This window comes from Candidatus Binataceae bacterium, from assembly GCA_036495685.1.
Lineage (GTDB): Bacteria > Desulfobacterota > Binatia > Binatales > Binataceae > JAFAHS01.
Genome location: DASXMJ010000002.1, coordinates 16,911 through 29,382 on the forward strand (window position 1 = coordinate 16,911; position 12,472 = coordinate 29,382).

General features: G+C 59.8%; 11 protein-coding genes. 8 read left to right on the forward strand and 3 right to left on the reverse strand.

All coding sequences use genetic code 11. The features are described 5' to 3' along the window. Positions 1–59 precede the first annotated feature (59 nt). Positions 60–932, forward strand: coding sequence for an SDR family oxidoreductase (locus tag VGI36_00200; protein HEY2483532.1), 873 nt, complete (start codon positions 60–62; stop codon positions 930–932). A gap of 170 nt (positions 933–1,102) precedes the next feature. Beyond that, entirely contained in the window at positions 1,103–1,567 is a 465-nt protein-coding gene (locus VGI36_00205; GenBank protein ID HEY2483533.1) for a nuclear transport factor 2 family protein, read from the forward strand. Between the two features lie 110 nt (positions 1,568–1,677). On the opposite strand, the gene VGI36_00210 is transcribed toward VGI36_00205, so the two are convergent. Further along, positions 1,678–2,154 carry an aromatic-ring-hydroxylating dioxygenase subunit beta gene (locus tag VGI36_00210; GenBank protein ID HEY2483534.1) on the reverse strand — a complete coding sequence of 159 codons (477 nt, stop codon included), beginning with the start codon at positions 2,152–2,154 and terminating at the stop codon, positions 1,678–1,680. 24 nt (positions 2,155–2,178) lie between these two features. Further along, positions 2,179–3,504 carry an aromatic ring-hydroxylating dioxygenase subunit alpha gene (locus VGI36_00215; GenBank protein HEY2483535.1) on the reverse strand — a complete coding sequence of 442 codons (1,326 nt, stop codon included), beginning with the start codon at positions 3,502–3,504 and terminating at the stop codon, positions 2,179–2,181. Between the two features lie 396 nt (positions 3,505–3,900). On the opposite strand from VGI36_00215, the gene VGI36_00220 reads away from it, so the two are divergent. The 6 genes from VGI36_00220 to VGI36_00245 all read left to right on the forward strand — a co-directional run bounded on the left by VGI36_00220 (position 3,901) and on the right by VGI36_00245 (position 10,488). Further along, positions 3,901–4,695 (forward strand): alpha/beta hydrolase, encoded by a 795-nt coding sequence (locus VGI36_00220; GenBank protein HEY2483536.1) that lies wholly within the window; start codon positions 3,901–3,903, stop codon positions 4,693–4,695. An 18-nt stretch (positions 4,696–4,713) separates the two neighbouring features. After that, positions 4,714–6,057, forward strand: a complete 1,344-nt coding sequence (locus VGI36_00225; GenBank protein HEY2483537.1) for an LLM class flavin-dependent oxidoreductase — start codon at positions 4,714–4,716, stop codon at positions 6,055–6,057. Positions 6,058–6,555: 498 nt separating this feature from the next. Then, the gene (locus VGI36_00230) at positions 6,556–7,362 is read left to right on the forward strand and encodes a hypothetical protein (protein ID HEY2483538.1); all 807 of its coding nucleotides are present in this window, start codon (positions 6,556–6,558) and stop codon (positions 7,360–7,362) included. Beyond that, complete coding sequence (locus tag VGI36_00235) at positions 7,362–9,188, forward strand: fumarate reductase/succinate dehydrogenase flavoprotein subunit (protein ID HEY2483539.1); 1,827 nt, start codon at positions 7,362–7,364, stop codon at positions 9,186–9,188. The genes VGI36_00230 and VGI36_00235 overlap by 1 nt, the downstream gene beginning before the upstream one ends. Continuing rightward, entirely contained in the window at positions 9,188–9,934 is a 747-nt protein-coding gene (locus VGI36_00240; protein HEY2483540.1) for a succinate dehydrogenase/fumarate reductase iron-sulfur subunit, read from the forward strand. Before VGI36_00235 ends, VGI36_00240 begins: the two co-directional genes overlap by 1 nt. Positions 9,935–9,990: 56 nt before the next feature. Beyond that, a complete protein-coding gene (locus VGI36_00245; GenBank protein ID HEY2483541.1) occupies positions 9,991–10,488 on the forward strand; it encodes a hypothetical protein in 498 nt (165 codons plus the stop codon). Positions 10,489–11,360: 872 nt separating this feature from the next. Here VGI36_00245 and VGI36_00250 read toward each other — a convergent pair. Then, positions 11,361–11,990 carry a glutathione S-transferase family protein gene (locus VGI36_00250; protein ID HEY2483542.1) on the reverse strand — a complete coding sequence of 210 codons (630 nt, stop codon included), beginning with the start codon at positions 11,988–11,990 and terminating at the stop codon, positions 11,361–11,363. Positions 11,991–12,472: the final 482 nt, after the last annotated feature.

The following is a 12,472-nucleotide window of genomic DNA, read 5'->3' on the forward strand; positions in this document are numbered from 1 at the left end:
CGCCAGAGCGCGCTCCATCAGGGTGAAGCGCCCCCGGCGGTCACTCGAGGGTTTACAGAATGCGACTTCAGGACAAGGTAGCAGTGATCACCGGCGGTGCGAGCGGGATGGGCCGTGCCACCGCGACGCGCTTTCTTCAGGAGGGAGCGTCGGTAGTCATCGCCGACTACAACGAGGACACCGGCAAGCAGACGCTTGCGCTTTGCGCCGAACGGGGCTTCCGCGACCGGGCGCGGTTCATCCGCACGGATGTTGCGAAGGAGCCCGAGGTCGCGGCGATGATCGCGCTGGCGATTTCGGAATTCGGAAAAGTAGATGTGGTATTCAACAATGCCGGCCTGGGCGGAGCGTTGGGCCCGGTCTGGGACATCGAGGTGGAAGAATGGGATTACACCTTTGATGTTCTAGCGAAGGGAGTCTTCCTGGGGATCAAACATGCTGCTCGCGCAATGAAGCGGCAGGGCGGGGGCGGCTCAATCATTAGCACCGCGTCTGTCGCGGGGTTGAGCGGCGGAAGCGGACCCCTGGTTTATTCGGCCGCCAAGGCGGCGGTCATCAATCTAACCCGAGCTGCGGCCCTTCAACTGGCGCCGGATCGCATCCGGGTCAACGCGATTTGTCCGGGTGGCGTGCTGACACCGCTCACCGATCGCGGCAACCCGGCGACGGTGGCCAAGCAGCTCGACAAATTCCAGCCCTGGCCTGAGCACGGAAAGCCGGAGAATATCGCCGGGGCGGCGTTGTTCCTGGCCAGTGACGATTCCGAGTTTGTCACCGGTGAAGCGATAGTGGTGGATGGAGGATTGACCGCGGCGGGACCCAACGTCTGGAAAGGATTTGGCGGAGCTGCCGAGGCCCAACTGTCACAGACGGTCGTGAATCGGGGCAGCACCGGCGCTCCCAGCACTAGACGGGCGGTAGGAAAAATCTAGACGCTGATCGATGAAGTCTGCCGCTGGGCCGCAAAGAAAACCGGACTGGTGTCGAGGCGGCGACCGCGCGCTCTGCCAGGTGCGGTAACTATCCATACATAGGGAGGAACCCACAGGTGGCTATTAGTCTTGAAGATCGGGTGCACGAGCTGTAAGCAAAGGTCGCAGAACTGAGCGAGCGCGAGGCCATTCGTGCGCTACGGTTTCGCTATCACGAGTGCGTCAACGAAGCGAAGACCACCGAGATTCCGGATCTTTTCACCGAGGACGGCGAGCTCGAATTTGGGCATCTCGGCCGCGCGAAAGGGCGCGATCAGATTAAGGCTTTCTTCTCGGGACTGGGCGCCGGCAGATCGGGACAAGCGGCCCAGCCCAGGCGTGGTCTGTATCGCGTGAGACAGTTCATCCACAACCACGTGATCAATCTGCACGGCGATCGCGCGGACGGCTTCGCCTACTTGGAGGCCAAGCCAGTGTACAACGGCGAGAGCTATGTCGTCGCGGCGCGCTACGACGATGAGTACGTCAAGCGGGACGGGCACTGGAAATTCTCCAGGATGAGCCTCAAGCCCTATTTCATGGTGCCTCTCAAAGAAGGATGGGCGGGGGAAGACCTGTTGAAGATGGGCCGGTAGAGGCTGCGAGCAGAAGTTTTGCAATCTCTTATCCAGCCTCACCGTTAATATCGGTGAGTGTCGGATCGGCCCGACCCGCGCGAGGTGCCGAACCTGGTGAATCCCGACTCCTAAACGATAAAAGTCAGGTTGTCGATGACTTCATCGTTGTTTATCAGCACCACCTTCTTGGTTGCGATTTTCCAGTTTCCCTCGACTCGGCGCAGTGAATGCTCATAACGACCAGCGAACACACGCTCCCTGCTGCGTCGCAGCTCATACAGGATAAAACCCGACGACACCGTCGCGGCGTCTTCGGTGGAATTATCGACCTCGACATTCGAGATCAGCCGCTTGGTGCGTGACGGCGGCGTCTGCGCATGGGCCAGTCCCGAGGCGAGCCGTTCCACACGATCCCTGAGTCTCGGCAGGTCGTCATACACCAGGGTAATTTCGCGCTCCGGATCCGTTCCCTCGCCGTTACACGGAATCCAGTACCTGGCGTCCGCGCCGAACAGCTCGAGCCATTCCCGGTAACACCGGTCATCGAGGAGGCGTGCCTCCCGATACAGAATGTCTTCGGCCTCGGAGCGGCTTAGGTTGGGCATCGCCCACGCAGTTCCACGAATTCTTCAGGCCGTAGGCGCAATCCGCAATTTCGCGACGCGCTGCTGAGGCTCGGCCGTGCTCAACATCAACGCCCTCCATCTGCGATAAAATGCGCGCTGCGGTGTCTCATCGGTAATGTGCCCCACAATGACGCCGTTATCCACTTCATACTCACGGTCGATTCCACGTGACAGCTCGAGCCATTCAGCACCCTTGACGCGCAGGCCCTCGCTGCAGCGGTTGAACATCTCCACGTCATCCGGTGCACCACCCCCGGCGGAACCATAGAAGGCCTCGTGGGCTCGCAATCGGGCCACATTGATTTCGTCGGGTACCCCCTTCAGGGTGGTCGGCAACAGGTGCACATCGGTGCGCTTCGCACTCACCGGGATCGTCATACGGAATTGGATTCCGATGATGAGGAGATTCGGAAAAATCGCGAGATTGACGTTGGATGCGGCAAAAATCTCGGCGGTTCGCCGCTCGCCGTAACGCTGAAGCATGCTGCTCAGGTAGGCGTCGCGGCTTGCCTGGGAGGTTGCCCCTCGCAGCAAATTCGACACCGGCCGGTTCGCGGCCCGATGTTTGGGAGCCATGTCGAGGATCGCGTGTCCATTGCCCAGGTCCTTGCTCTCGTACTCCGCATTCCCGGTGAAAAGCTGCATCACCTTGCGGCCCAGTTGCTTGCCCTGAATCTCGAAAAAACTCTGGTGGACGAAATTTGGATGGTAACCGTCAACCCCGTTCTCCATCTGGAACTTCCAGTTGCCGTCGTAACCGTATTTGTGGGTTCCAGACCGGGATTCGACCTCGCCCTCCGGCGACAGATCCATGAAAAGATCGATGTAGTACTTTGCATTCCCCAAATAGTCGGCCAGCGGCTCGACCTCGGGATTGAGACTCGCAAAGACGAGGCCCCGGTAGGTAGCGACGCGTGCGGCCTTGATAAGACTGAACTTGCGGCGGTCAAAACCGCTGCCGTAAGCGTCAGCGTAAGGAACCCCGATCAGCTCACCCCGGTTGTTGTAGGTCCATCCGTGATACCAGCAGCGGAAGACGGGCGAATTCCCGTGATTGTCCTGGCACACCGTGGAGCCGCGGTGCATACAACGGTTCATGAGGACGTGGATGTCGCGGTTCTCGTCGCGGGTAACAATCGCTGGCTGGGTTCCGATTACGACCGTTTTGTAGTCACCGGACTGGGCTATCTCGCTTTCGTGTCCCACGAAGACCCAGTTGCTCTCGAAGATTCGTTCCATCTCCAGATCGAAGATCTCCGGTTCAAGGTAGATCCGCCGATGGACTCGGGTTTCTTGAACGAGTTCCTCGAGCTTCATATGTGACGGCATGACGCTTTCTCCCGACGGACTCTTTTCTATGCCGAAAGGGTCTGATTCCTCATAACTTTGCGCCCCGACGTGCAATTTGCAAATGCGGCATGGAGATGGAAACAGGCACTCTCGGCAACCACCAACGACATCGCGCATCGGAAGGTCTATCGGCCGTCGGGCACACTCTCTTGGGGGCTACCTGCGGGCGACCCGATGTTCTGCGCGGAATGTGCTGACTCTTCGCTCCTCTTGGGGAGGAAAGCGCGTGGACCTGCGGTCCGCCGAATCGATTTTTTCTGTAATCGGCTCTTGTGTGGAGAGCGATCGTTGGGCGCCCCCCTTAAGCAAACTCTTGATTCTTGTCAAGGAACTGCAATATAGCCCGAGTAGGTACCGACACGCGCGAGGGTAGATGTGGCGACGAAGGAATCGGTTCGAGAAACATCGTACCAGATCGGAGCCGACCAGCTTTTTGTGCTGACCGCCGGCGCCGGCAAACCGGTCTTGGTGCTGCACGAAGAGCTGGGATTTCCCGGCTGGATGAAGTGGAATGAAGAGCTGAGCGATCGGCGAACATTGCTCACGCCGCTGCTTCCGGGATTCGGGCGTACGCCGCGCGCGGAATGGATAATGAGTGTTCGCGATCTGGCGGGGTTCATCGCGCGCGGCCTCCGTGAACAACGCCTGGCCCCGATCGACGTGATCGGATTTTCGTTCGGTGGATGGCTGGCCGCCGAAATGGCCGCCAACGACCCGGCACTTTTTTCAAAAATGGTACTGGTCGCCCCGGCGGGCATTCGGCCTCCGGAAGGAGAGATCAAGGACCTGTTCAAAGTTCCGGCACTGGAGTATCTGCGCGAATCCGTGCGCGACTCGCAACGCACCGCGGAATTCGCGTCTCTGTATGATGGGGGAACCTCGCCGGAACAATACGAAGCCTTCGAGGACGCGCGTGCAGAAACTGCGCGCCTGGCCTGGCAGCCATATATGTTCAATCCCAGCCTGCCTCATCTGCTTGAAGGTACTGCCAACCTACCAGCCTTGATTATCTGGGGCCGAGATGATCAGGTTGTGCCGATGTCGACGGCCGGCGTGTACCAGCGTTCGATGAAAAACTCGCGCGTGGTAATATTCGAGGCTTGCGGGCACCGGCCAGAGGTGGAAGCATCCGAAAGTTTTGTAAGGGAAGTAAAGAATTTTCTCCAATAACGAGGGGAGACGGCCATCATGCATCTGATGTGGTTTACTGAGAGGCAATATCACTACGACCCCGAGACTGAGCCGCAAAGAAGCCGGACGCTGGAAACCCAGATCCTGCGCCATCGCAGTTTCTTCGGCCTGCCGAATGAAAACTTCGACGCGCGCCACGGATCGGCGCTCCTTAACGAATACCTGGACGAAAAAATTTATTCCGAGGAGCTTGGCTTCGACGGGTTGATGCTCAATGAGCATCATGGCACCCCGTTTTGCCTCGGCTCGGTCATGGATGTCGAGGCGGCGATCCTGGCCAAAACGACCAAGCGCGCGAAAATTGTGCTGCTCGGCAATCCGGTTCCGACCGTCGCCAATGCGCTTCGACTGGCCGAGGAACTGTCAATGATCGATCTGATCTCCGGCGGGCGCCTGGTGCCGGGCTGGGTTCGCGGCGCGGGCAGTGAGCAGCTCGCCAACAATTCGAACCCTGCTTACAACCGCGAGTATTTCGAGGAAGGCGTCGATTTCATCCTGAAGGCGTGGACTACCCCGGGGCCGTTTCGCTTCGAGGGAAAGCACTTCCACTTTCGCTTCGTGAACCCGTGGGTATTGCCTTTGCAGAAACCGCATCCGCCTATATGGATTCCGGGTCTGGTCAGCCCGGACACGGTCACATGGTGCGCCAGGAAGCGATTTCCCTACGTTGCGCTCGCGACTCGGCTCGAGCCCACCGTCGAACTCTGGAATCTCTACACGCAAACCGCCGCACGGGAAGGCTACCAGGCGGGTCCCGAGAACTTCGGGTATCTCCAGCCGATCTTCGTCGGCGAAAATCAGGCCCGTGCCGAGGAGCTCGGGAAGCGGTTCCTCTACGGCGGTGCGTTCGCGCATTTCGCGCGCCCGGAATGGATGTTCCCGCCGGGATACAACTCAAAGGAAGCGACGCGGAGAATGGCGCGCCTACAAGCCGCCGCCAATTTCCAGGGCAAGCCGATCCATGCGGGCGGTGGTAACGAGACCGACGAGGAACTCGAAGAAATCCGGCGTGGCGTCTACGCGCAATACGAACAGAGCAAGAAAGATCTACAGATGATCGCGGGAACTCCTGATTACGTGATCCCGCGCTTGCGCAAGGTATTGGAAGTTCTGCGCCCCGGCATCTTCTCGTTCTGGCTCGACGGCCCCCTCGCGCAGAAAGATCGCATCAAGTGTCTTGAGCTAATTTCGAGAGAGATTATGCCGGCGGTGAGACAGATCGGCAGGGAACTCGGACTGACCGATCCTTTTGAGCGCGCGCCTGGCTCAGTGCCGCTGGCTGCGGGACGCGAGCCCACGCCGGTCGCGCAGGTTGACGCCCTCGGCTCGGCGCCGGCCTAGGGGTAGGGCGGGCCGCTTCCACGCCGAGCCTTTGCGCGGGGAACGGTTTGGCGCTTGCTGATGCTCTCGTGCACCCGATTTTGGTGTGTATCAAGGCAGGTCAGCCTGCCGAGCTCTCACCAACTCTCGGCATCATTAGGTTCCGTGTCCAGACGGCCCCTTCGTGGTGGGTCGCGGGAGGACCGTTCGCGCTCCGGTGGAGGCCGCGGCCCCGACTATTTCTTCAAATGGCGCTTCCTTGCCTGGCGTGGCTTGCTGAGCGGTGATCGGTTGGCGGGAGCGCAGACAGGGGCAAATGGGGCCTCGCTCGTCGTCGCGAATCGATACTCCCTTTGCGTGGATTTTTGCTATAAGCCCTCCAGCAATTCGGGGGAGGGGTTGCTCGTTGGCTGACCGTTCGTCAGCAACGCGAGGATCTGAGCGAAGGAGGCCCGGTTCCTGTTTGAAAAACCCTTCCCCTAAGAGCACACAAGGTGCTGAGCGAAGGGAGTCGCTTGCATGAGCCAATCGGCCACTTCTATTCGACCGGCGGGGTTCCCCCAGACCGCGCGTCAGGATGTTTGGTGGGCACAACCGCTACTGGTCTTCATTGCCCTGAGCGCGTTCCTCGTCTACGCGACGTGGGCCGGCATTCAGGGAGATCATTACTACTCCGGCAACTACCTTTCGCCGTTTTATTCGCCGGTGTTGTTCGGTACCTATTCGCATCGGTGGTTCTCCGCGGCCCAACCCGGATGGTGGCCGGAATGGCTTCGATGGTCGCCGGCATTCCTTATCATTTGGGCGCCCGCCGGGTTCCGGATGACTTGCTACTACTACCGTGGGGCCTACTACAAAGCCTTCTGGGCCGATCCCCCTTCGTGCACGGTCGGCGAGCCTCGCAAGCACTATCGGGGTGAGGGCTCCTTCCCGCTGATCATTCAGAATATCCATCGCTATTTCCTGTACCTGGCGCTGGCCTTCATCCTGATCCTCGCGCACGATGTTTGGGACGCGATGTGGTTTGCCGATCCGGCTACCGGGAAGCAGGTCTTTGGGATCGGCGTCGGAACCCTGGTCCTCGCGATTAATGTGGTTCTAATCGCGGGCTACACGTTTGGTTGCCATTCGCTGCGGCACCTGGTTGGCGGATATCTCGACCGAATGTCCGAGGCGCCGGTTCGAAAGCAGGTCTACAGCTGCGTTAGCTGCTTTAATCGGCGCCACATGGGCTGGGCGTGGCCGAGCCTCTTTTTCGTAGCCTTCGCCGACCTCTACGTCCGCCTCTGCTCGATGGGAATAGTGACCGACTGGAGAATCTTTTGATGGCGGAATACGAGACTTTTGAGCATGACGTGCTGGTGATCGGCGCGGGTGGAGCCGGGTTACGCGCAGCAATCGAGGCGTCAGCGGCCGGCGTATCGGTCGGCGTAGTCTGCAAGTCGTTACTTGGGAAGGCGCACACGGTGATGGCCGAAGGTGGCATCGCGGCCGCGCTCGCAAACGTTGACGACCGTGACAGTTGGAAGGTGCACTTCGCCGACACCATGCGCGGCGGGCAATACCTCAATAACTGGCGTATGGCCGAGCTGCACGCGAAAGAAGCTCCGGCCAGAGTGCGCGAACTGGAGGCCTGGGGTGCGGTCTTTGACCGCACCGAAGACGGTCGCATCTTGCAGCGCAACTTCGGAGGGCATCGCTATCCGCGGCTGGCTCATGTGGGCGATCGCACCGGGCTGGAGATGATTCGCACACTCCAGGACCATGGGATTCATCAGGGGATGGATGTGCACATGGAGTGCGCGATCGTCACGCTGCTCACGGACGGCACCCGGGTGGTAGGCGCACTCGGCTATGAGCGCGATCGCGGGCGCTTCAAGCTATTCTCGGCCGGCGCGGTCGTGCTGGCGACCGGCGGAGTCGGCCGCGCCTTCAAGATCACCAGTAACAGCTGGGAATACACCGGCGACGGACACTCGCTCGCCTATAATGCGGGGGCGGAGCTGATGGACATGGAGTTCGTGCAGTTCCATCCGACCGGAATGGTCTGGCCGCTGAGCGTTCAGGGCATCCTGGTCACCGAGGGCGTGCGCGGCGAAGGCGGGATCCTCCTCAATAAAGCCGGACGGCGTTTCATGTTCGACGATATTCCCGAGAATTACCGCGCCCAGACCTGCGACAACGAGGAGGAGGGCTGGCGCTACACACAGGGCGACAAGAGCGCGCGCCGCCCGCCGGAATTGCTGACCCGCGATCACACGGCACGCTGCATCGTTCGCGAGATCAAGGAGGGACGTGGGAGCCCCCACGGCGGAGTCTTTCTGGATATCTCCTGGATAAAGCAAAAGATTCCCAACGCTGCCGAGCACATTCAGCGCAAACTGCCGAGCATGTACCATCAGTTCAAACAGCTGGCAGACATCGACATTACGAAAGAACCCATGGAGGTGGGACCGACAACCCACTACATTATGGGCGGTGTGCGGGTCGATTCCGATACGCAGATGTCAAGCGTCGAGGGCCTGTTCGCCGCAGGCGAATGCGCGGCCGGCATCAACGGGGCCAACCGTCTGGGCGGCAACTCGCTTTCCGATCTGCTGGTGTTCGGCAAGAGGGCCGGCGAATTTGCGGCCAAGTATGCCAAAGAGCATGGCCGTGGGAAGGTCGATCAACTACAAGTCGAGCAGGCGTCCCGCGAAGCGCTGATGCCTTTCGATCGCGCCGCTGCACCCGGAGCGAAGCCGGAAGGACCGTTCCAGGTCCAATATGACTTGCAAGAGGTCATGCAAACTCTCGTCGGGATCGTGCGCAACGAGGGTGAGATGCGCACCGCGCTGGACAAGATTGGCGAGCTGTGGGAACGGTCCCGACGCGTCGGTGTTCCTAGCAACCGGGAGTACAATCCTGGGTGGCACACAGCGCTCGACCTCGGCAACCTGCTGACGGCATCAGAGGCAATCGCTCGGTCCGGTCTGGAACGCAAGGAAAGCCGAGGCGCGCACTTCCGCGAAGACTATCCGGACAAGGACGACACCTACAGCAAACTGAACGTGGTGGTCCGCAAGGGGAGCAACGGGCAAATGGAGGTGCGGCGCGAGCCTATCCCAGAGATGCCAGCAGAACTAAAACAGATCATTGAAGAGATGAAGTGATGGGTGTTGCCACTTTCAGAATCTGGCGCGGCGACAGCGCGGGTGGCCGGGCTGTCGACTACACCACCGAGATCTCGGAAGGCATGGTAGTGCTCGACGCGGTCCTCAAGATCCAGGCCGAACACGCCAACGATCTTGCGGTGCGGTGGAACTGCAAGGCCGGGAAATGCGGGTCCTGTTCTGCCGAGGTCAACGGGATGCCCAAGCTGATGTGTATGACCCGGCTAAATCAGCTGCCGCTCGATCGACCCGTGACCATCGAGCCCATGAAGGCGTTCCCACCAATTAAAGATCTCACCACCGATGTTTCCTGGAACTACGAGGTAAAGAAAAAGATCAAGAAGTTCCGGCCCCGCCCACCAGACGCGGAGGACGGGACTTGGCGAATGGCACAAGCAGACATCGACCGAGTGCAGGAGTTCCGCAAGTGCATCGAGTGCTTCCTGTGCCAAGACGTCTGCCACGTGTTGCGCGACCATCGGCTGCACAACGAGTTTATCGGCCCGCGGTTTCTGGTTCACACCGCGGCGCTTGAGATGCATCCGCTCGACGTCGAAGATCGAACCGAGGACCTGCGTCGGGCGAATGGTATCGGCTACTGCAATATCACCAAGTGCTGCACGCGCGTTTGTCCCGAGAGCATCACCATAACGGACAACGCGATCATCCCGCTCAAGGAGCGGGTCGTGGACGAGTTTTTCGATCCGTTAGGCTTTCTGCTCCGCGCGTTCCGTTCGGACAAATAAGAGATGGCCAGGTGCAGACGGTCCACCGGGCGCAGAATTGGTTTGGGGAGTATGCGATGTTTGATCTAAAGCCCATCCACAAAGACGCGATCCCGGCCGCCCTTGAGAAGGCGATGCGCTACCGGCTGCTCAATGAACCGGCCGAGGCCGAGAGTATTTGTCTTGACGTGCTCACCGCCGAGCCGGACAACCAGCTTGCGCTAACCACATTGTTACTAGCGCTGACCGATCGATTCGGCGCCACTTACGCGGTCGGTTCCGCTCAGGCCCAGGAAGTGCTGGGCCGCATTCGCGATCCATACGAACACGCTTACTACGCGGGCATTATCCGTGAACGACTCGCCAAGGCGCGGCTTGCGCAACACATACCAGGAGCGCGCTTTCACGCCTACGACTTGTTCCTCGAGGCGCTCGCCTTCTACGAGAAAGCCGACGACCTTCGTCCGTCGGGCAACGATGACGCCCGCCTCCGCTGGAACACCTGCGTGCGGCTCATCCAGCGCAATCAACTCATGGCCCACACCGAGGACACTCGAGAACCTCCTTTCGATTAGCAAAACCCGATCATGAGCTGGAGCGTGTGCGGGCAACCTACCTATGCCGGTCGGAGCAAGTGAAGACTCTGGTGTTCACCCACAGGACCTGCCGCCGCACTAGACCATCAGGCCTATAGGCTCAGACCCTTCAGCCAGAGTTGCACTTCGGAACTGTCATGGTCGAGTTGTAAACTCGTCGCCTACGTCCCCATTCGTCGCATGACACAACAAGAGTAAGGTTCCGGAACGTCGCACGTCTTGCAATCTGTAGGACATTGGTGGTGCAAAACAAGCAGGTCTCTCACCGGCCGATTCAGACCAAATCGGACGGTTATCGATCGGCCTCTAGTTGGCGTAACCAATGAGTCTAGTTTTCGTCGATAGAGAACAAGGATTGCGTGCAAGTCAGCTGGAGGTTAGTGCGAATGCCTGATGAACAAGCAGCTGGTGAAAGACAAAGAGAATCTGACAACGAGATGGACCTCATGGAGCGCAGACTATGGCGCGGCGGGTTGATAGCCGCCCTTGTATTCATAGGGATAGCGATTCTAGTCGCGGGCCATCATCATCGCCGCAGGTTTGTGGTCATTCCGCCACCGCAGGGTTGGGGTATGCAAATGAGGCCCGGTTTCGGACCGCCGCCTCCACCTCCATGGGGTGGGCCGGGCGAATACTCCTGGCGCGCATGGGGGCCTGGTCCGGGTTCAGGAAACGCCTATGGTCCAGCGCCTTACGGCCCGCCGGGTCAGCAGCCGCCTTCGCCGCCCAGACCTCCACGAGACTAGGCAGTTTTACGCAGGTGGCCTCGTGCCGGTGAAACCCATGATCACATAGCGGCTGTTGGATCAGCGATCCCCCCGCATTCGCAACGAGATCGGTTTTCGCTGTGCTCAGGACTTGACGAGCGAGCTCTCTTCGCGTTCAAGCACCTTGCGCACTGCGGATCGCTGAAGCATTCGGTCCTTGTGCGCGGTGTAACTCTTGAGCTCACCTACCGGCAGCTCGCCGCGTAGGCCCCAGCCATAGAATACCAGCGCGTAGGGATCGCAAACTGAGTATTGGTCCAAGAGCCACGGGCGACCCTCGAGCCATCCGTCGATAAGCTGCAGGTAGTTGAAGAAGCTTTTGCGTCCGACTTCGCGCAGGTTCGGGGCGGCCGATGCATCAGTCGTGTACCGCTCGGGGCGCGCGTTGTGCGCCCACGCGACGTGCACGCTGCTCGCGAACAAAGACATTATGGAATAACAGCGGGCCGTGCCGAACGGATCGGACGGAATCAGTTGGGCAGTTGGATAGATCCCCGCGAGATAAGTCACGATGCCAATATTTTCGATGAGGACCCGCCCGTCGTCGAGGATCAACGCGGGAACCCGCCCGTTGGGATTGATTTTCAGATAGGCCTCCGTGCGCTGCTCGCCCTTGCCCAGGTCGATGCGTCTCAGTTCGTACTGGGCGCCCGCTTCCTCAAGCGCAAGGTGTGACACGGTCGCGCAACTGCCCGGGGCGTAGCAAAGCTTCATCATGATGGACTCCCTGCTTGCTTCCAGATCCCAATGATCCGGCCGGTGACTTCCGCCGGCTTTCTCTGGAATTCACTTCTATCAATAGGTCGCGTGGCGCGCGAGTTGGCTCGGCGGTTGAACGGCTAGGCTCGCTGCGTGGTGGCGCGGAAGTCGTTATCGTGTTCAGTACCGGGGACCTATGACGTCAAATTCAAGGCCGGGCGGTTACTTTCATTGTATGCGCCAGCGCCTCTCCTCCGACGGTTGCCATACGCAGGGTACTTAGGAGCTAGGTTTCGCCCGTTGGCCATCGGAGCAAGCCTTGATCCCTGTGGTCTCCGAGGTTTTCCAGGAAGTCTCGGGCCCGACTCGCCGAGGGCGAAAACCCGTCAGGTTGCTCGCCGCTCCGCCCGTGTCATCGCGTTCGGTCTTATTCCTCCCCACACGCCGAAGGCCAGTAACCACGTCAAGGTGAGCATTGCGCCCAGTTGCATGTTCAT